The sequence below is a fragment of the Shewanella psychrophila genome (genome assembly GCF_002005305.1).
Classification (GTDB): Bacteria; Pseudomonadota; Gammaproteobacteria; order Enterobacterales; family Shewanellaceae; genus Shewanella; species Shewanella psychrophila.
Genome location: NZ_CP014782.1, coordinates 4,713,967 through 4,733,737, shown reverse-complemented (window position 1 = coordinate 4,733,737; position 19,771 = coordinate 4,713,967). Strand labels below are relative to the sequence as shown.

16 protein-coding genes are annotated in these 19,771 nt (G+C 45.2%); 5 read left to right on the top strand and 11 right to left on the bottom strand.

Annotation, left to right across the window (positions count from 1 at the left end):
- Positions 1-126 precede the first annotated feature (126 nt).
- From sps_RS20515 to sps_RS20500, 4 genes are read right to left on the bottom strand one after another with little or no spacing between them, the layout of a single operon-like run.
- A complete protein-coding gene (locus sps_RS20515) occupies positions 127-1,419 on the bottom strand; it encodes an ATP-binding protein (protein WP_077754206.1) in 1,293 nt (430 codons plus the stop codon).
- On the bottom strand, positions 1,416-2,120 hold the full coding sequence (locus sps_RS20510) for a response regulator (protein WP_077754205.1): 705 nt from the start codon (positions 2,118-2,120) through the stop codon (positions 1,416-1,418). Before sps_RS20510 ends, sps_RS20515 begins: the two co-directional genes overlap by 4 nt.
- Positions 2,121-2,122: 2 nt before the next feature.
- The gene (locus sps_RS20505) at positions 2,123-2,512 is read right to left on the bottom strand and encodes a DUF3019 domain-containing protein (RefSeq protein ID WP_077754204.1); all 390 of its coding nucleotides are present in this window, start codon (positions 2,510-2,512) and stop codon (positions 2,123-2,125) included.
- Positions 2,513-2,521: 9 nt separating this feature from the next.
- A complete protein-coding gene (locus tag sps_RS20500) occupies positions 2,522-3,373 on the bottom strand; it encodes a MipA/OmpV family protein (RefSeq protein WP_418346772.1) in 852 nt (283 codons plus the stop codon).
- Between the two features lie 699 nt (positions 3,374-4,072).
- Here sps_RS20500 and sps_RS20495 point away from each other — a divergent pair.
- Positions 4,073-4,558, top strand: a complete 486-nt coding sequence (locus sps_RS20495; protein WP_077754203.1) for a hypothetical protein — start codon at positions 4,073-4,075, stop codon at positions 4,556-4,558.
- Positions 4,559-4,582: 24 nt separating this feature from the next.
- On the opposite strand, the gene sps_RS20490 is transcribed toward sps_RS20495, so the two are convergent.
- Together sps_RS20490 and sps_RS20485 are read right to left on the bottom strand one after the other, a co-directional pair.
- On the bottom strand, positions 4,583-6,034 hold the full coding sequence (locus sps_RS20490) for an ATP-binding protein (RefSeq protein ID WP_077754202.1): 1,452 nt from the start codon (positions 6,032-6,034) through the stop codon (positions 4,583-4,585).
- Positions 6,027-6,713, bottom strand: a complete 687-nt coding sequence (locus sps_RS20485) for a response regulator transcription factor (RefSeq protein ID WP_077754201.1) — start codon at positions 6,711-6,713, stop codon at positions 6,027-6,029. The genes sps_RS20490 and sps_RS20485 overlap by 8 nt, the downstream gene beginning before the upstream one ends.
- A 189-nt stretch (positions 6,714-6,902) precedes the next feature.
- On the opposite strand from sps_RS20485, the gene sps_RS20480 reads away from it, so the two are divergent.
- Together sps_RS20480 and sps_RS20475 are read left to right on the top strand one after the other, a co-directional pair.
- On the top strand, positions 6,903-8,156 hold the full coding sequence (locus sps_RS20480) for a hypothetical protein (RefSeq protein ID WP_077754200.1): 1,254 nt from the start codon (positions 6,903-6,905) through the stop codon (positions 8,154-8,156).
- 203 nt (positions 8,157-8,359) lie between these two features.
- Positions 8,360-9,220 carry a GNAT family N-acetyltransferase gene (locus sps_RS20475; RefSeq protein WP_077754199.1) on the top strand — a complete coding sequence of 287 codons (861 nt, stop codon included), beginning with the start codon at positions 8,360-8,362 and terminating at the stop codon, positions 9,218-9,220.
- Here sps_RS20475 and sps_RS20470 read toward each other — a convergent pair.
- From sps_RS20470 to sps_RS20460, 3 genes are all read right to left on the bottom strand, one after another.
- The gene (locus sps_RS20470) at positions 9,217-10,398 is read right to left on the bottom strand and encodes a multidrug effflux MFS transporter (protein WP_077754198.1); all 1,182 of its coding nucleotides are present in this window, start codon (positions 10,396-10,398) and stop codon (positions 9,217-9,219) included. The genes sps_RS20475 and sps_RS20470 overlap by 4 nt on opposite strands.
- A gap of 265 nt (positions 10,399-10,663) precedes the next feature.
- Positions 10,664-13,807: an efflux RND transporter permease subunit gene (locus tag sps_RS20465; protein WP_077754197.1), complete on the bottom strand. Its 3,144-nt coding sequence runs from the start codon at positions 13,805-13,807 to the stop codon at positions 10,664-10,666.
- A gap of 20 nt (positions 13,808-13,827) precedes the next feature.
- Positions 13,828-15,000 (bottom strand): efflux RND transporter periplasmic adaptor subunit, encoded by a 1,173-nt coding sequence (locus sps_RS20460; protein ID WP_077754196.1) that lies wholly within the window; start codon positions 14,998-15,000, stop codon positions 13,828-13,830.
- Positions 15,001-15,653: 653 nt separating this feature from the next.
- Between sps_RS20460 and sps_RS20455 the strand changes: the two genes are divergently transcribed.
- Positions 15,654-16,442, top strand: a complete 789-nt coding sequence (locus tag sps_RS20455; protein ID WP_077754195.1) for an AraC family transcriptional regulator — start codon at positions 15,654-15,656, stop codon at positions 16,440-16,442.
- A 75-nt stretch (positions 16,443-16,517) separates the two neighbouring features.
- On the top strand, positions 16,518-17,192 hold the full coding sequence (locus tag sps_RS20450) for a Crp/Fnr family transcriptional regulator (RefSeq protein WP_077754194.1): 675 nt from the start codon (positions 16,518-16,520) through the stop codon (positions 17,190-17,192).
- Positions 17,193-17,485: 293 nt separating this feature from the next.
- Here the strand turns inward: sps_RS20450 and tsgA are convergent, their stop codons facing one another.
- Positions 17,486-18,661 (bottom strand): MFS transporter TsgA, encoded by a 1,176-nt coding sequence (tsgA, locus tag sps_RS20445; RefSeq protein WP_149027434.1) that lies wholly within the window; start codon positions 18,659-18,661, stop codon positions 17,486-17,488.
- A gap of 147 nt (positions 18,662-18,808) precedes the next feature.
- Positions 18,809-19,513: a purine-nucleoside phosphorylase gene (gene deoD / locus sps_RS20440; RefSeq protein ID WP_077754192.1), complete on the bottom strand. Its 705-nt coding sequence runs from the start codon at positions 19,511-19,513 to the stop codon at positions 18,809-18,811.
- Positions 19,514-19,771: the final 258 nt, after the last annotated feature.

The following is a 19,771-nucleotide window of genomic DNA, read 5'->3' as shown; positions in this document are numbered from 1 at the left end:
GAAGACATTGGAACATAACCAAACAGTGATTTGTTCACTGTAGGAATTATCTTGCCTGACTAGAATTTATCTGGATATTTGTGGGGCTATCTTAAATTTTAGACTATTTTTATTTAAGTTAGCCGCTTACGAGAATGACTCAAACCGTAACGACATGCGGGCTCCACCCAATTCGGGTGCTCTACCAATACACAGTGTTGACCCCATCCAAGAGCCGATACGATCGACTATGGCCAGGCCCATACCGTGACCGGCATTCTCTCGGCTTTGCTGGCCTCGCACAAAGGGTTTTATCACTTGGTCTGCTTCCTGAGCATCGATGCCTTGGCCATCGTCGTCGATATGTACCCATAGTACGTCCTCTTCAATAGCCACTGTTAGCCTAATCTGTGAATGCCCAAAACGTTGAGCATTGCTGAGGAGGTTATTCACCTGCATCGATAGGTATTTAGGATCTGTGCTGACAGTCAGTGGTTTCCCATAGGGCACGAAGTCGACTGGGTGTTCTTGGACGGTCTGGCCAGTCAGTTTTTCCTGCAACCAGGTATTGAGTTCAATGGGCTGCCAGTCCGGCTGAATGTTGCCTTGATCCAGGCGGGCATAACTGAGTAGTGTCATTACCAACTCTTCCATGGTGTCAAGATTCCGGTTTAGCCGTTGGAAGTACTTGACTCGTAGCTGTTCATTTTGAGTTTCTTCCAGCGCTTCGATGCCAAATCTTAGGCGGGCAATGGGGGTTTTCAGGTCGTGGGATACCGCTCGGCTGAGCAGTTTGTTGTCATCCAGCAATTGCTGAATACGATCCGCCATGCGGTTAAATTCGGTTTCAATGGAGCCAATATAAGATGTTTTGCTCACCGTAATTCGTTGCTGTAATTCACCCATGCCAAATGCCTGTGTCGCCTTACTTAGGTTCACCAGTCGCCGGATAAGTGGGGATACCCATACCAGCAGAATCACCACCACGCCAATATAGAACAGCATGGTATACAGTTTATTCAGGCCCCAATTGGCATCTATTGGTGTCATCAGCTCGGTATTGATGTTCAGTATTTGACCTGTGTTGGGCATTCGGTAATGCAGTGAAATCCCTTCGTCAGATTCGAGTAGCAGGGCTGCCTCTTTATCGAATTGTGCCTTCAAGGGGGCCGGCAAGCCGAACTCCGCTTCGGTTACCAAGGATAACTGCTCGGAATTGTGCTGATTCCAGTTATCAATAAATAGATCTATGTGGGCGGTGTCGTTATCTAGGCTCTGTGCCAGCGTGCTGCCCATGAGTTTCAGTGCAGTAAGACGGTTAGTGACACTGGGATTATCGGTATCAGGGTTCTGAAGGGCTGCAAATTCGCTGATTGACCAGCCTAGGCTGGCGATGGTGGTCAGCACCACTAACACCAGAGAGGCTATCAATTTTTTCATGACGTTGGCTCACTGTCATCGCGACAGAAAAGGTACCCCTTGCCGCGAACAGTTTTGACTTTATAGGGTTGCTGCTGGGCTTCTTGCAGTTTCTTACGCAAGCGGGAAATGCGGATGTCTATTGAGCGATCCAGACCGTCGTATTCAATTCCCCTCAGATGGGACACCAGTTCGATGCGACTGACTATGGTGCCGGCCTTCAATGCCAATTGCCACAGTACATCGAATTCATTGGCGTTTAGGCCCACTGGCTGCTGCTCAATGGTGACCGATTTGGCTGTCGCGTTCAGCACCAAGGAACCAAACACCAATTGCTGTTTAACCTCCTCATCGCTGGTACGGCGTAATAATGCCTTGATACGTGCCAGCAGTACCTTCGGACGGATTGGCTTAGTGAGGTAATCATCGGCCCCAACATCCAGTCCCTGAATCTCGTCCCCGTCTTCGCTGCAGGCTGTCATAAACAGGATAGGTTTGGAATAAAATTCCCTCGCTTCCTTGCACACATCGAAGCCGTTTTTAACCGGTATCATTACGTCCAGCAACACCAAATCAGGTTGCTCTTCGGCGATCATCTCCAGCGCATAATCACCTTGGCTCGCCAGTGTTACTCCGTAGCCATGATCCAGTAAATAGTCACAAATCCACTCCGCGAGTGAGGCATCGTCTTCTACCACCAATATCTGCTTTGCAACTGGCATGCTTAAAATAATCTCCAACCGGATCCACTCTGTTTAGGGGCCTTATAAACCCAGGTCACTACCACTTTTAATTGTGCCAGCGGTCGTGTTTCATCAATGTGGATCAGACTGAATGTGGTGGTCTTATCCCCTTCAAAACTGTACTGATACTGCTGAATAGCTTTGCCATTCCAACATGTAAGCTTGCGTTGATCTTTGCTCTGTACCAGACAATATTGACCACTCTGTGGTGTCTGCCAACGGAACAGCACATCCTGATAGCAAGTCTGGCCTTTGTGCAAGGCGATGCATCGCTTGGGAGTGGCGGTAAAGGCAATTGTATTGTCCTGACTCCAGGCTGTTATGGGGACTCCCAGCAACGCCAAAGCCAACCATTGATTGAATTTATTCATCTCGCCCGCCTAAAACACATAACTGATGGAGGCGTTAAAAAACGACACATAATCAGTCTGGTTAAAGGGGCTGTCAGTCACTTCATCAGACAGCACGTTGAGGCGATACATGGCACGGAATACGAAACTCTCACTCAGAGGGTACGCTACTCCCAACTCCACGCCGTAATTAAAGGAGCTGCCTGGCTGATATTCGGGGAACTGCTCAGTCGCTTCCTCGTTGCTGACGCCAAAAAGGTAACGGTTCAATGTGGCTGATGAGTATTCTATGCTGCCCAAGGCGTGGAAATTCCAGTTACGAACCTGCCAGGATGCACCCAGCCGGGCGGTACTCATGATCCCCTGACCATCGTAGTAATCACTCACTAATCTGTATTGGAAAACATAGCGGTCACCCCAATAGCGGGTGGCGCGAAAACCTGCTCCTATGTAGAGGGATTCCTCCGACATCAGGTAGGCGTTGCGGCCGGCTTCATCAAGCATGCTGGGATCTATATCTTCGGGGCGGCTCCAGGAGGTTTGCAGATTGGCTAGCAGTAGATCTAAGGACCAGTTTTCCGAGTTCCAGAAGTTATATCCCAGATTAACTCCATCCTGAGATTGGTGGATCATCTCCACAAATAATCCTTTGTATTGGTACATACCACTGATCAATAGCGAAGGTTGCACTGATTCGTGATTGGTTTGGCGTACATCAATCTTATTAACGCCATAAACACTGGCACCGAGTTCAAAGTAGCCGCCATCGGCGAGGCGATTTTCTACGCCACTGCCGACACTGCTGGCAATGTCGGATGCTGCTGCAATTCCAGGAGTCATCATCAAGGACAACAGAATGGTCCGAATAATACCCATGCTCATTTTTTTCACATTATTGCTCTTTTCGTTCTTCTAATTGTGATTGTTGAGTACCCCATCTTCTTCCAATAGCCTTAGCTGTTAGCGCCCAAGTTTAAGAGGGGCAAGATAATGTTTTTACAACCAATGAATAGGTGTACGTTTTATTGCTGGTTTTTATTTTAAAAGTAATCTAAATCAAACGATTACGTTGGTAATTTCAACTCTGAAGTACACTCAATAACATAAAGCACATCATTCACAATGAAGCCGCTATTATTTACAATATTCTAGCATATCAACGGAATAGTTACATCTGTGTCTAGGCGTGTCGATGGCAATCAATAGCGGAGTTTTAAAATAGGTAAAATACACTTTTTGGGAGTGCTTTTTGTTGTTTACCTTTGTGCTGAGTGACTTTAAAAGAGGCCACGACTCCCTTATCTAGTTGTATTTAATTCATCTGTTATAAAGCATTCTGATCAGATCATTGCTTTTATGCCATAACTTGCTATGGAAAACAGTGCAGAGTTTGAATTTACTTTGAAATTATAACCTGGTTATTTCCTTGCTTACATACGCTTACTGAATACTTATCTCAGAATTGAGAAGCTAGTCATAGATCGAGTTGGGATCCAAGTAATCAAGCTGTCTTCGCAAGTGCAGGTCAGAGCTGGTTGGATTTTTATCGTAAATAGCCACTTTTTAAACAAAGGGAATGGTATGAATGTTGCCAAAATGGGGAATCATAGATCTGAGGTTGAAGTAAGTTTATCAAATGTATCGGTTAAGGCTAGAGCGAGTCATGTTGATAGTGCAAGCAATGGCCAGCAAGTAGAGGAGAGTATCACTGCTGTTACTTCTTCAGCGGTTAATAAGGACTCTGCGAGTGATCATGTTTCGATATCTAAGGAGGGTCAGACCGCATTGTCAAAGGCGCTGGGAAGTCAACTTCATGGTCAAACTGCAAAAGGTAAGAGCAACACAGGTGTGGCTGAATCGAGTCGCTCCAAGTCGTCAAGCGGACAACAGCTGGAACGTTTGCAGAAAAAATTGAAGGTGACCAAGGAATTGTTGAAGAGATCTGTTAGTGACAGGAGTGATTCAGGTAAAGAAAAGAGCAAGGACCTCAAGCTACAAGTAGCCCAATTAACGATTCAACTCGCCGAACTGGTGAAGAAGTCCAGTCCTCAGACGAAGACGAGCTAAATGGCCTCTGCTAATGCCTTCGAGTTAATGACCACTTGGTAAACGGCAGCAAAACCTGGCACCGCCTTCGGGGTTTCGGCTCACGCTTAACTCACCAGACATGCGTTTAGTTGCAGATTTAGCGATGGCGAGTCCCAGCCCTAAACCACCTGTTTGTTGATTACGGCTCTTGTCTAAACGGGAGAAGGGGATAAATATGGTGTCGAAATCTTCCTTCGCTATTCCCGGTCCATCATCTGCAACAGTGATGATTAGCTGCGCATTGGCTTGATTCGCTCTTCTGCTCATTTTTGACCTTGAACTTTTCTTTTTCGAGGCGTGACTGGCATCTAAGTCTTGCTTCATTTCAACAGAGATGATGACGGTGGATTTGGCGTATCTGATGGCATTCTTAACTAAGTTATCAAACATTAAGCGCAGACAAACTGGATCGCACTCCAATTGCTGTTGATGACAATAGAGGATCACTTGCTTGGTTTGTTCTTGATTCAGTTGAATTATGCGCTCATCTAAATATGGCTCGAGTTCAATGAGCTTCTTGCTGGCGGCATTACCTTCACTGGTGATGGCATTGAGTTTAGAAAAAGTCAGTACTTGCTTGGTGAGCTCATCAATATCATCTATGTAGGTATCGATATTATCTAGCAAGGCAACTTGTTGTGGCTCTGTACAGCTCTTTCGTAATAGACCTGTGGCAAGTTGTATACGGCTTAGAGGAGTGCGCATCTCATGGGGGACGGCCTGGGCGAATATCTGGTTTTCTGTCACGGTTTCAGTAATTGAGTTGGCCATCTGGTTAAAGCTCGTTGCCAGGGAGCTCACCGGCTCTGATAAATTGTGAGAGGCGCGCACCGTAAGCTCGCCGTGACCAAATCGCTCGTTAGTGTCGATAAGTTGGTTTATCTGCTTTTGTAACTGGCGAATAGGAAAATAGAGGGGAGCACTTATGGCCAAGATGGCTACCAATAGCATTAACAAGGGCAGTAAGTCTTCTGGAGTTTCTTGCCATATATTGGCCAAATTATCCATATTGAATTCATCAATGGTCTGATTATCAGGCCAATCTGAGTGGTGACTTAAGTCACCAATAAGTATCGCACCTCGGCTATTGGCCAGAGGGAAAACCGCTAACAGGTTTTCATCATCACGTTCATAGATAAGGTTGTTATCTAAGGTATATAAGTATTTACAGTTTTCACATTTTAGAGATCCGTTCCATATTTTCAGCCACCGGATATCGAAAACCAGTAGTTTTTTGGGCAGGGATTGAATGTAAGCTTCTGGCTCCGCGCCATTGTGTTTTATAGAGGACGAGATCTCATCGAAGATGTAACGGGTATCGGCATGAAAATCCACCATGGCACTCTTAGTGATAGATTCTTCGCTGAAATATAGCGTCATCATAATGCTGCCGAACAAGGCCAGTATGATCCCCAAGTAGAGACGGGTAAATAGTGGCGGAATAAGTTTAGCCATTGACTAACATATACCCCTTGTTACGTACGGTTAAAATAAGGTGATAAGGTGCGGTGATATCGCCAAGTTTCTTTCTTAAACCCGAAATTCGCATATCCACAGATCTGTCATTGGCGTCATGTTCTATACCGCGCAAAGAGCGGCAGCAGTCATCTCTGGAGACGATAATGCCAGGGTTTGAGGCCAACAAAAGTAAGATGTCATATTCCGCTTCGGTGAGCACAGGTTTGATCTCGCCTAAATTGACCTCTCTGGTGGCGGTATCAAGCCTTAGCTGTCCTATCGCTATCACTTCCGTCTTCGGTGGCTGGTTACTGGCGCGTCTAAGGAGGGCGTCAATGCGCGCCACCATCACATGAGGGCGTATGGGTTTTGTCAGATAATCATCTGCTCCCAGTTTTAACAGGCTGACTTCGCTCATATCATCGGCGCAGGCGGTTAGTACCAGTATCGGGCCAAAATAGAAATGACGGGACTGTTTGCAGATCTCAATACCATCTAAACCGGGTAACATCAGGTCGAGAATGATCAGGTCTGGTTTATAGACACTAATGGCATCAATACCTAGCAGGCCATCATTGATAATCTTAGTCTCATAATCTTCCGCTTCCAGATACATGGCGGTCAAGCGTGAGATCTCTAAATCATCTTCTATGATGAGTATGCGCGCTTTTACCACAGGAACTCCTAATGCCTAATTTTATGTTGAGGTTATCAGCTAGAAGCGCTTATTTTTACAGACTCTCACCGTTAATGATAGCGCGCTTACACCTGCTTACATTGGTCATAGCCTAGCTTACAGCGGCTTACTTTTTATTCTCCTTACCCATGATAATTTTGTTGATACAGATGATTTCGGGGAAATATTATGAATAAAGTACTATTGGCAAGCCTGCTAGTAACAAGTTTAGTAACTGTTGCGGCGTGTAACTCAGATTCTTCAAGTACTAAAACAGTACCTGAGACGACAGGAGCTGGCACAGGTTCGACAGGCTGTGGTTCAGGAAGTGACCTTTCTGCTGACACCTTAGCCTTGAACATTAGCAATGTGCCTGAGTCTTTGTCGGCAACATACAGCTCAGCGCTTAAATTCAACCGTTATACCTTAGTGCTGGCGCCCAATGGTAAGCCGATACATCTTATTGCCCAGGATAAATTGTCTGATAATCAAATTGTCCGAGCACGTTCTATCTTAATTCACTATCTTACCAATTATCCTGGTTCTGAATATGGCAGCGACAAGTCGGCAGTGGCGAATAAAATGGCGGATAATGGGGCCATTTTGTTACTGCTCAATGGTCAGGATGATGGTACCAATCCGGCGACAAATCTAGGTGGACAGCCGCTGTATCAGAATGAAATTCAGGTCGAGGGAGGCAGCTGGTATATCAATCAAACCTATGGCGGTCATCGTGACGCCAGCTTCGAAGAGATCCTACACTTGCTCCATGACTACGGTATTGGCGTCGACCAAAACCCTGAATTTATTGGTGCATTGGCCGATTATCAGGCTGAAATTCGCAGCGCTCAGATAACCGCGCTTAATGATAAGTTATGGGGCATTGGCATGCCTGATTGGATTGCCGAGCTTACACCGGAGAACAGTTTAACTCAGGAGTATTTAGCCTCAGTTGTTGATAGTTATTATGGTCTATGGGGCGCCTGGTCAGAGAGTGCAACCCATGGTATGTGGGGAGGCTATGTGGCGAAAACAAGATCTGAAATCTTAAATGAAGACCCATTGGGCGCTAAGCTGATGGATAACAAATTCTTCCATCCTTATCTGACCTACGATGCTCGTATCGATGCGAGTTTCGAGGGAGATTTTAGCCTCAAGTTTAATTCGAGTTTAGGTTATACACATCATGCTCAGTATCTTAAAGATGTGACCTTAACCGGTGATAAAAATACTAATGTCATCGTTAATGGTTTCGATAACAGCATCACGGGAAATACGGCAACTAATATCGTATTCTTTAGCGGCAACTCATCGGAATATACCATAGATAAGCAAGCCGATGGCTCGACGCTTATCTCTGATATGGTCGATAACAGAGATGGGATAAACCGGGTTACCGTAATAGAGCTGGCGGGTTTTAGTGATAGTAAAGTAGCCTTGTAAACGGTACTTTATACATAAGCTTATACGAGTTTGAGAGCTTGGTTTTCTGGCTTAGCTCTCTGGCTTAGCTCTAGGACATAGCTCTAGTACTTAGTATGAAACACTCTGTTGGAAGCATGAGTAGACGGGATAACTTGGATTGGTTTGCCACCGTTAATCTAGTCAACACATAGGACGTCATTAAATGTAAAGGGAGAGACAAGATGACAGAAGCAAAGCTTGTGATACGGAACATGACTACCGATGAGTTACTTTTAGCGGTGAACTGGGCCCAAATTGAGGGCTGGAATCCAGGGATTAATGATGCGGCGCTGTTTTATCTGGCGGATCCTAATGGTTTCTTTGTTGGTGAGTTAGCGGGGGAGATTGTCGCGGTCGGCAGCGCGGTGACCTATGGTGACCATTTTGCTTTTTGTGGTCTCTATATTGTCGCGCCTGAACATAGAGGAAAAGGCTATGGTTTGGCACTCACTGAGCATAGGTTAGCCTATTGTGGTGACCGTAATGTAGGTATCGATGGTGTGCTCGAAAATGTCGATATTTATCAGCGCATCGGTTACCGAGCTTATTATCAGAATCGTAGATATCAAAAATCAGCAGCATATCGCTCTCAGTCAATTGCAGCTATTACCGATATAGATAGCAAGGTTAGCACTGCCGAGTTAGATGCCATAAACCTCTATGACCGCCAATGCTTCCCTGCCAGCCGCGAGGCCTTTCTACAGGCTTGGATGACTCAGAATGATGGATTGACTCTAGTGTATCGTCAAGAAGGTAAAGTGCTTGGGTATCTCGTCAGACGTCGCTGTGTAGAAGGCTATAAGGTGGGACCCTTGTTTGCGGATAACATCGACATTACCAGCTTGTTGTTCAATCAAGCTCAGTCAGGTATCGAGGGCGTAACCATTATCTTGGATGTGCCTGAGAGTAATCCCGCAGCGGTTGCCTTGGCTGAAGGTGAAGATATGCAAGTGGTATTTGCAACAGCGCGTATGTATCAAAGAGGGATGCCAAATATCGATAATGAAAAGATATTTGGCATCACTACGTTCGAGCTGGGTTAACTATCTTGGCACAGTTTATTGGCGAGAGTACCAAGTTTTAGTTTTACGCTGAGTAAACAAGATATGCCTGCACTCAAGATAAGTGCTATTCCCAGATCTTGTAATATTCCGGTGAGTACTAGACCAGCTCCGAATAACAAGTAGTAAGTTAAGCCAAACAGGGCGCCAGCTGTGCCAACAGCGTGTCGATAATTTTCTAACGCCTTACTCATGATATTGGGTAAGGCCATGCCACTACAAAGTAACATGCCTATCATGGGTATTAGGAACAGCAGATCAGATCTGAGTAACCAGACACCAAAGGCACAAATTAAGGCCAGAACTGAGGCGGCAGAGATCAATTGATGTGACTGCCAGCCTTTCGATACTAACCGTTTACTGAGCAGACTGCCCATTATTGTACCTATGGGTAACAAGATGCCGCTATAGCCAAAATCAGTGGATGTCATGCCTAAATTATGAAAGATAAAGGGGCCCAGTGAGTAATAGCTATATAGCATGATGTTAAAGCTTGCTATCAGGCCTGCGTTGCACCATAAATTAACGTCTCGACTCATCTGTTTGGCTAGCTGCAGAATGCCAATTTCGGGGCCTTTTACTGACTCGGCATTAGTCGTCATTTCGGGGTTGGTTTCAGGCAGAGTGATAATAGCCAGTAACCAGAGTGCGATGGCTAGCATCAGTAAGCTGCAGAATATTCCGCTATAGCCGAAATGAGTCACTATGATGCCGCCACTCAATAATCCAATAACCGGGCTGATGGAAACACCCATGGTGATCACCGAGAATACCTTGGTCAATTCGGATCCTTGGTAGCAATCTCTTAGCATAGCTTGGGTCACGACTGAGCCTGTGGCTGCACCGAAAGCCGATATGATCCTTGCCAGCATAAGCATCTCAAAGTTGCTTGCTAAAATAGCCATTGTGGCACCAACGCCATAGGTGACTAATCCAAGGACCATGGCATTTCTACGCCCTATGGTGTCACTCAACCTTCCCCAGGCAAGGACTCCGAAGGCGAAAGCGATAAAATACACAGATATAGTCTGTGAGGCTGTTTGGGCTGTCACCCCGAACGCGTGTGATATGTGGGGTAAGGCTGGACTATAGATGGTTTCGACAACTTGTGGAAACATCACTAAAGCCAATATAAGCCAGAGATTTGGCATTGTTTTCATGGGATGTTACTCCGTGGCATTAACTAATAAATCTGATGCCGAGAATTATAGCGATCAACCACTCGTCCAATCACAACAATAAGGGCAGATTATGTCAAAATAGGGACATGTGGGTTTTATAAACTCTTCTGTGTAGAAGAGATGTTGGTGAGCCTCGGCTGGCACAAGTTATGTCTGTAGAGACCTTGGCCAGCCACTGAATAAAATGGGAAAATGCCTGCTAGTATCGTTTATAACGATACAATGAAATCGACATTATGGCCTCTTATTGAGGTGCTCTTTCCTCGGAATTGAGCATCTTCTGCTGTTTTCTTTTGTTGAAGATACGCTCAACCACCACGAAGAATATTGGGATGAAAAATATCCCCATGAAGGTCGAGCTCATCATGCCACCCAGTACGCCAGTACCTATGGCGTTCTGACTCCCTGAGCCTACACCACTACTGATAGCTAGGGGTAATACGCCCAAGCCGAAGGCCAACGAGGTCATCAAGATTGGACGCAGACGCACACGTACCGCATGTAGCGTCGCATCGACAAGGGGGGTCCCTTTCTCGTAGTATTCCTTGGCAAATTCCACGATCAGAATAGCGTTCTTAGTCGCCAGTCCTACTGTGGTTAACAGGGCGACCTGAAAGAAGACATCATTAGGTAATCCGCGAGCATTCATGGTAATAAGTGCACCAATAACCCCTAATGGCACCACTAATATAACCGAGAAGGGCACAGACCAACTTTCATAGAGGGCAGCCAGAACCAGAAATACCACTATAATAGATAGGGCATACAGAGCAGGAGCCTGATCACCCGAGAGACGTTCCTCATAGGATAGACCATTCCACTCGATACCAAATCCAGGTGGTAATTTTTTCACCATCTCTTCGAGATCCAACATGGCGGCACCGGAGCTATAACCAGGTATTGTTTCACCCAAAATATTCATTGCTGGTAAGCTATTAAAACGTGCTAGAAGAGGCGAAGACTTTTCCCAGCCACCTGTTGCAAATTCTGAGAAAGGTACCATCTCCCCCTTATTATTTTTCACGTACCAGCTATCGAGATCTCCAGGCTTCATGCGGTAGTTCGCATCACCTTGTACGAATACCTTCTTAATTCGGCCGCGATCGATGAAATCATTCACGTATGCTCCCCCCCAGGCGGTACCCAGTACACGGTTTACCGAGTCAATATCGATATCTAGTGCTCTGATCTTAGCCTGATCTATATTGATCTGATAGATAGGGGCATCTTCCGGACCGTTCGGACGTACATTTATCAGATTGGGATTTTTCTTTGCCATGTTCAGCAGCATGTTTCTCGCTTCCACAAGTTTTTCGTGACCTTGGCCATTCCTGTCTTGCAGATAAAAATCAAAACCATTTGCCGTCCCTAACTCGATCACCGCTGGAGGCACGAATGCAACGACAGAAGCATCTTTTATCTGCTTAAACTTAGCCATAGCACGTTCTGCAACTGACTTAATACCTTGTCCGGCACCTCCTCGTTCACTCCAATCTTTCATGCTGACGAAGTTGACCCCCATATTCTGGCCGCGTCCCGCAAAGCTGAAGCCTGAGACACTGAATACCGAGTTAACATTTTCACTTTCATCATTGAGATAGTAGTCAGTGACTTTTCTCATCACCTTCTCGGTACTTTCAAGACTCGAGTTTACCGGCAAGACAGCTTGATTAAACATGATCCCTTGATCTTCATCGGGTAAGAAGGCCGTTGGCATATGGATGAAGATCCAAGCCATAGCAATAACCAGCCCCAGATAGATCAACATGACACGACCTGTACGCTTGAGCATGACGGTAACACTATTTGTATAACCAGATGTCAGCTTATCGAAGCTACGGTTAAACCAGCCGAAGAAACCTGTCTGGATATGACTCTTATCTTTCTTGATCGGTTTAAGCATTGTGGCACACAGAGCGGGAGTCAGAATTAAGGCTACCATCACCGAGAGTCCCATGGCTGAGATTATTGTGACTGAAAACTGACGGTAAATAACCCCAGTGGAGCCGGACATAAATGCCATGGGAACGAATACCGCAGCCAAAGTCAGACCGATACCCACTAGGGCTCCGGTGATCTGTCCCATGGACTTCTTGGTGGCTTCTACGGGACTAAGTCCCTCTTCGTGCATCACACGTTCGACATTTTCCACCACCACGATAGCATCATCAACCAGTAGGCCAATCGCCAGAACCATAGCAAACATGGTCAAGGTATTAATCGAGAAGCCAGCGGCTGATAAAATGGCGAAAGTCCCCAATAACACCACTGGTACAGCGATGGTCGGAATAAGTGTCGCACGTAAGTTCTGCAGGAACAGATACATGATGAGGAATACTAAGACCACCGCCTCGAGCAAGGTGTGCACTACGCCTTCAATGGACCTCTCAACGAATGGTGTTGTGTCATAGGGGGAAACTACCTTTACACCTTTAGGGAAGAATGGCTCCATCTCATCAATGGCTTGCCGAACAGCGTTAGCAGTGGCTATCGCATTAGCACCCGTTGCTAAATGTATAGCTATACCGACGGTAGGCTTACCGTTGTAGAAGGAGTTTACCGTATAGCTTTCACCGCCTAATTCAACACGAGCCACATCCTTCAATAACACTTTCGCACCTGAAGAATCAGCTTTAATAATGATTTTCTTAAATTGCTCTGGGGTTTGTAAACGACTTTGAGCCGATACTGTAGCGCTCAGCACTTGTCCTGGAAGGGCTGGTGATGCACCCAATTGACCCGCAGAAATCTGTGCATTTTGCTCACGAATCGACTTTATAATATCGATACTGGTCAGATTATATTCGGTCAGCTTTAGAGGATCTAGCCAGATACGCATCGCATATTGAGCACCAAATAACTCGATATTTCCTACACCAGGTACACGGCTCAAGGGATCTTGGATATTAGATGCCACATAGTCAGAGATATCATTCTTATCCAGTGAGTCATCTTCAGATACGAAGCCGACAATCATCAAAAAACCTTCGCTAGACTTAGTGACCTTAACACCTTGTTGCTGAACTTCTAATGGTAGCTGTGGCATTGCCAATTGAAGCTTATTTTGCACCTGTACCTGAGCAATATCTGGATCGGCCTCGGCATTGAAGGTTAAGGTGATTTCTGCATTGCCGAAGCTATCACTGGTAGAAGATATGTAGCGTAGGTTGTCGATACCTGTCATGCGTTGTTCGATGACTTGAGTAACCGAATCTTCCATGGTCTTAGCAGAAGCACCTGGGTACATAGCCCAGATCACTACGGTTGGCGGTGCAATGCTTGGATACTGAGATACCGGGAGCTTGAATATCGACAAGACCCCAGCCAGCATTACTATAATGGCGATCACCCATGCAAAAATAGGGCGATCAATAAAGAAACGTGACATAACTCTACCTTTAATTGTTATTACTGGTTAGCCGATTGACTGGCGAGTATATTTGCGGATTGATCAGAAGAGGCTGCTATAGGCTTAACTGGATCGCCGGGATGAATCATTTGCAATCCTTCGACGATAAGGGTGTCCCCGACGTTAAGACCATGTGTGATACGCCATTGATGATCGATCACCTCAGCTGTGGTCACAACTCGAGATTCGACCCTGCTTTCACTATCGACTAACATAACGACGGCCTGGCCCTTGGTGTTGCGAGTGAGGGCTTCCTGGGGGATCAGAATCGCTTGTAGATCGGTACCGGCATTGAGAACTGCACGCACGTACATACCCGGCAATAATAAACCATTGGGGTTGGGGAATTTGGCTCTTAAGGTAACTGAGCCGGTATTCTCATCGACACTCACCTCGGAAAATTGCAATACACCTGAATAACCATAGGCTGTACCATCTTCAAGAATCAGCTGCACATTGGCATTATTGGTTGCCTGTAATTGACCTTGTTTAAGCTTGGCTTTTAGACGCAATAACTGCGCACTGGATTGTGCTATATCCACATTGATGGGGTCTAACTGTTGAATCCTTGCTAGGTTTTTTGGATTATCAGCTGAGACCAACGCCCCCACTGTGACATTCGATTTACCGATCCTACCTGAGATAGGTGCCTTCACTTCTGAATAGACCAAATTAATTTTGGCTGTATTAACAGCTGCTTTAGCCACTACAACTTTTGCCAGCGCTACTTTATAAGCCGCAATTTTCTCATCTAACTTTTCTAGACTCTCGACATTAGTTTTAATCAGCACCTTATAACGAGTCACAGTCGCTTTCGCTAAAATCAGATTCGCTTTGGCACTGGCCAGTTCTGCTTCAACGCTGAGTAATCTAGCTTTATATGTGGCCGAATCTATTTGATATAGAGACTGACCCTTCTTAACATTACTGCCTTCGATGAAGCTACGCTGAATGATAATACCCGAGGCTTGAGGTTTGACTTCAGCCTCAAGGAAAGCCTTACTACGGCCTGGCAATTCGACTTGAATATCCAGAACTTGACTCTTAACTTTAATAACACTGACTTCCGTATTTTCAGGATCATGGCTCTTCTCTGCATTATTATTTTTCCCACAGGCTGCTATCCATAACGCCATGCTAATAAAAGAGGCAATTTTCACTATTTGCCACATAAGAACTCCTATCATAGAAACAAAACCAAATAGAGAGGTTCGAACAGTAATAACTACTATTTGAGGTCTATTTGGAAACATAAATATTGGTGTAAAACTTGAACTCGCGGTACCTCATAAATAAACAAGGGCAATAAACAATGAACAGTATAAAGCGTACATTGGTGATCCAATATTAGGATTTGGACATTAAATGGTAACTTAAGGACATAGTTGAGCAATGCGAGTAAGACTCAGGATTTCTGCTTGCCCACCAGAGATCTAACTGCGGATTATCACGTAACAAGGAGAGTTGGTGTTCTCTAGTCTAAGGTGTCGAGAGACTCTGGAGCGTTGGGCAAAGTTAAGGCTGTAGGTGTTATTGTGGCTAGAAGTAAGCCCGATCCGCAATGGGATCGGGATTGCCGGGAAGCAAGTTACTTCTGATGTCGATAATCTCTGAGTCGTGAGTTTTCTCCTTCTTCTTCGCTGTTTCTTATTTAAGTCTTCTTACTTTCACTTAGTTGCAGATTTATCTGCAATAGCAATAGGCTCTTATTCTTGTGGGAGCTTACTCTGTGGCAGCAGATAATAAATCTGCTGTCGGAAACTATAGCAATCAACGAGATGTCTGATTACAATGATAGAGGCATTTAATATCAAAATTAAGACTTATGGCGATTATAAACTCAGATTGTGCAGAAGAGATGTTAGCGAGCTTAGATGACTTTGATGCTCAGGTGGTCGGTATCGCTTCCGGGATAGGGTCTTATGATTCAGGTGTTCACAGCCATAAGAAATCACAGCTGCTGTATGCCCCGTCGGGTTGTATCACGATCAGGTTAGAGCAGATGCAATATGTCTTGCCACCGACCAAAGCCGCCTGGATCCCAGAGGGGATAGTGCATTGTGCCAAAATGCAGATGCGTGATGTGGTGACATGTCGCTCCCTGTACTTCGATACAAACTCCTTTACCGGCTTGCCTGACAAGATAAAAATTATTGGTGTTAACGATCTGTTTAAGCAGCTTATTGAGCGTATGTCTCTGTGGGAATGGGATATGCCAGCCGAGCAACAAAAGCACGTATTAGCTCTGTTTATCGAGGAGTTACTGGTAGCGCCGGAAGAGATGTTACCACTGCCTATTCCTGATGATCCCCGTTTGAAACCTTGGTTAGCACTAGTTATGTCTGGAGATACTTTGCCTCAGCCACTGAATCAAATGGCCAAAATGATAGGGGCTAGCGAGAAAACTATTTCACGTATCTTCATCAGGCAAACTGGGATGCCTTACCAGGCCTGGCGTCAGCAGTGGCGCCTACACGGGGCAATAGTGCGACTCGCCGAGGGCGGAAGTATCTCGGAAGTGGCTTTTTCTCTGGATTTTTCCAGCGATAGCGCCTTTATTAGCTTTTTTAGGCAACATATGGGGGAGACGCCGAGCCGGTTTATTAAAGATTGATCGGGGTGAAGCGAAACTCCTTTATATGGAATGGTATTATAATTGTTCTTAGAACGTCGATATTGAGCTTACTTGATGCAACTAAAACCCTTATCTAAAGGCCGCTTTCAATCTCTTTGGGAGCAGGAACATGATGAAATTGAGCAGATTATGCTCGAGTGCATCAGTGAAACTAAACTGGTACCAGCCCAGAAAAAACTGATGCAGCAGGGGCAAAAAGTTGATGAGCTCATTTTAGTCAAACAAGGACGAGTCTCTATGGGGTATACGGCCCGCAATGGTCGCTGTTTTCAGTTAGGCACCATGATGTGTGACTCGCAGCTTTTTGGTGAGATGGAGTTTTTCAGTGATTATCGGTGTCAGCTGGATATTATTGCTGAAGATTCAGTTGAGGTAGAAGTGATCTGTGGTGATAAGCTACAACAAGCACTGACCAAAAAACCTATGTTCGCGCTGTTTTTCGCCAGTGCCATCGCCGTCGATTACCAAGATACTGTCGATATCTTAACTCGCAGAATGCTTTATCCCATTGCCTATAACATAGCTTACGACCTGTATCACCAATACCTGAATGATTTGCCTATCGATGGCTTCACTAAATGTTATTTGGAAGCAGAACGCTTTGCGACCACAGACCGTGTGTATCGTAGAGCGGTCAAGAAGCTCGAGGAGTTGGGCTTAATTCAAAAGGATAAGGAAGAGGGGATAGTGATCTGCGATCTTGAAGGCTTAAAAGCTTATATTGAGTAAGCGATTCTTTGACTTATAAAAGAAAAAATAAAGCCCCGGTAGTCAAACTACCAGGGCTTTATGTAATTTTGAGGGGTAAATTAATTACCTTTTTTGCAGGTTGAGACTACGCTGTTTTTCATCTTGCTGACTAGCTTTCATCATCAACAAACTGAGTCTTTTCGCTCGTCTCATCCTGATTTTTCGTACTCTGGTCTTAACTCTAATCGTTCTTGGTTTACGCATGGCAGTTAGCTTATCTGTCAATGTCGGAATTAAAGTTGCCCTAATTATACGCTTTTTTTATGTCGATATTAAGCCGTAGCTAAACTGTTTTCTGCAGCTTGGCGACGAGAAATAACTAGCATGCCTAAAATGATGGCATAAATGACGGGTATGGCGTACATCACAGTTTGCAAGCCGATGATAGATTCAAACATCGAGCTGATGGCTGGACTGAACATAGCACCTGCACTACCGCTGATTAAAATATAAGACACATTTTTACTGCTGGCTTGCTTCACAAATGACACACCATAAGCGATAAAGGCGTTGTAAAGGGCGGCGCAGGCAAAACCATAACCATAAGTCAGGTAGCCCATCCATTCCAGTTTATCTGTTGTCACAATCAGGCTAGTGATGATTAAGGCTAAGGTCATCATGCCCATGAGGAAGTGCTGGATCTTCACTCGAGACACAATAAGCGTAGAAATGAGCGCACCGACAAGGGCTGCAGACCAGTATTGAGTGATGATGTTGCCAGCTTCTTCGAAGGGAATACTAAACTTCTCTTTGACGAACATAGGTGCCCAAGTCAGGAAAGTATAAAGTGCTAACATACCCAGGAATAAACCAATACCTGCACTGATGATAGAGAAGTTCCATTCTGATTTTTCACTGCTTGAATCTGTTTCATTGGAGTTGTTACTTTCGCATAAGTCAAAATTAGTCATCATGGCCATCATAGCCGTACCTAGGGCAACTAATCCGACTGCGAGGTAACTGTAACTCCATGACAATGCATGGCTAAGTGCATAAGTGGTAATGAGCGGAAAGACCACGCCAGCCACATTGAACGTCGCATCTTGTACCACTAACATGGTGCTCTGTATTTTGTCTTTCCACACCGACACCACGATAGTACCAGCAATACATAAACCAACACCGCCACAGAGACCGATAATGGTCATGGCAATCATCACCACATTGAGCGATGAGGTGAAGTGGAGTGCGGCAGCACTTAGGGCAATACTCAGATAACTGAGTAAGGTCATGCGCTTGACGCCTATCTTCTCAATCAAGAAGAAGGCGGCTATGGTTCCGGCTAGCGCCCCTCCGTTTAATAAAGAAAAAATTGAAGCCACTTCGTTGACGTTTGCTGCAAACTTGCTGGCAATGGGTTCAATCAGCATGCCAAACTGAGTGGCGAAACCAGCCATAATAAAGTTAGCGAGGAAGCTTAAAATCGTTAAGGAAACTTTGTTTTTCATCATCTATACCTAGTTATCGTTTTAAAGACTCGCAGTGGATTCATTATTTGTTTTTTTATTGGCTAGCTTAAAAATAAAACTGCCAGTCATGATATCGGTTTACTGCGAGCATAAGCTGAGAAAGAGTGCACTGTTTGTATGTGCTTACTAGCTACAAGCTGTCTCTAGCGCCAATTCAATCATCTGATTAAATGATAGTTGACGCTCCTCTGCCGTTGTTTCCTCGCCGGTTAAGCAGTGGTCTGAAACCGTTAAAATGGCTAAAGACTCGATACCTTGTTGATGAGCTAGCCCGTAAAGACCTGCCACTTCCATATCGACACCAAGGACGCCGAAGCGCTCTAAGGCCGGGATCATATCTTCATCCGGGTCATAGTACATATCGCCACTGAAGATATTGCCGACCTTGACGCTGATGTTTTTATCCACTGCCGCCATATAGGCTTTATGAAGCAAGTCGAAGGTGGCCGAAGTGGCCATCTGATAGCCACTGCTACGTTTAGCATTGGTGGGAGAGTCGGTGCCCGCCGCTTGAGCCAGAATCACATCGTGCAGTTTCACATCTTTCTGGGTCGCGCCAAGGCTACCTACACGTATGATACGCTTGACGTCAAAATCATTAATTAGCTCATGGGCGTAAAGTACCATGGAGGGAATCCCCATGCCGTGACCCATGACTGAGATTCGTTGGCCCTTATAAAAGCCTGTGTAGCCCAGCATATTACGAATATTGGTGACTTCTACGGCATCATCGAGGAAGGTCTCGGCAATATATTTTGCTCGAAGGGGATCGCCGGGCATGATAATGGTCTCGGCAAAATCGCCTTTGTTACCGCTGATATGTGCAGTCATACTAATCTCTCTTATTGCAACTTAGTGGAGTCGCTCAGTTTGAAAGTGAAAGCATCTTTAGATTAAAAGAGTCACAAGAGCTTTGTTTTATCGATAGTAAGACTGTGAGGAAAAGACTATTAGGACAAAAGTCCGCATAGTGTATATAAAGTGGGTAAAAAGATACTATTTACACAATAGAGAAGATTATGATGATAGATAACTGTAAACAGGTATTGTTTATGGATAATTTTTTAAGTCTGGTTGAGAGTCATGATG

What these genes read in the sequence shown, in the direction of transcription:
- sps_RS20515 (WP_077754206.1), bottom strand. Translation starts at nt 1,419, where the DNA reads ATGAAAAAATTGATAGCCTCTCTGGTGTTAGTGGTGCTGACCACCATC.
- sps_RS20510 (WP_077754205.1), bottom strand. Translation starts at nt 2,120, where the DNA reads ATGCCAGTTGCAAAGCAGATATTGGTGGTAGAAGACGATGCCTCACTC.
- sps_RS20505 (WP_077754204.1), bottom strand. Translation starts at nt 2,512, where the DNA reads ATGAATAAATTCAATCAATGGTTGGCTTTGGCGTTGCTGGGAGTCCCC.
- sps_RS20500 (WP_418346772.1), bottom strand. Translation starts at nt 3,373, where the DNA reads ATGAGCATGGGTATTATTCGGACCATTCTGTTGTCCTTGATGATGACT.
- sps_RS20495 (WP_077754203.1), top strand. Translation starts at nt 4,073, where the DNA reads ATGAATGTTGCCAAAATGGGGAATCATAGATCTGAGGTTGAAGTAAGT.
- sps_RS20490 (WP_077754202.1), bottom strand. Translation starts at nt 6,034, where the DNA reads ATGGCTAAACTTATTCCGCCACTATTTACCCGTCTCTACTTGGGGATC.
- sps_RS20480 (WP_077754200.1), top strand. Translation starts at nt 6,903, where the DNA reads ATGAATAAAGTACTATTGGCAAGCCTGCTAGTAACAAGTTTAGTAACT.
- sps_RS20475 (WP_077754199.1), top strand. Translation starts at nt 8,360, where the DNA reads ATGACAGAAGCAAAGCTTGTGATACGGAACATGACTACCGATGAGTTA.
- sps_RS20470 (WP_077754198.1), bottom strand. Translation starts at nt 10,398, where the DNA reads ATGAAAACAATGCCAAATCTCTGGCTTATATTGGCTTTAGTGATGTTT.
- sps_RS20465 (WP_077754197.1), bottom strand. Translation starts at nt 13,807, where the DNA reads ATGTCACGTTTCTTTATTGATCGCCCTATTTTTGCATGGGTGATCGCC.
- sps_RS20460 (WP_077754196.1), bottom strand. Translation starts at nt 15,000, where the DNA reads ATGTGGCAAATAGTGAAAATTGCCTCTTTTATTAGCATGGCGTTATGG.
- sps_RS20455 (WP_077754195.1), top strand. Translation starts at nt 15,654, where the DNA reads ATGGCGATTATAAACTCAGATTGTGCAGAAGAGATGTTAGCGAGCTTA.
- sps_RS20450 (WP_077754194.1), top strand. Translation starts at nt 16,518, where the DNA reads ATGCAACTAAAACCCTTATCTAAAGGCCGCTTTCAATCTCTTTGGGAG.
- tsgA (WP_149027434.1), bottom strand. Translation starts at nt 18,661, where the DNA reads ATGAAAAACAAAGTTTCCTTAACGATTTTAAGCTTCCTCGCTAACTTT.
- deoD (WP_077754192.1), bottom strand. Translation starts at nt 19,513, where the DNA reads ATGACTGCACATATCAGCGGTAACAAAGGCGATTTTGCCGAGACCATT.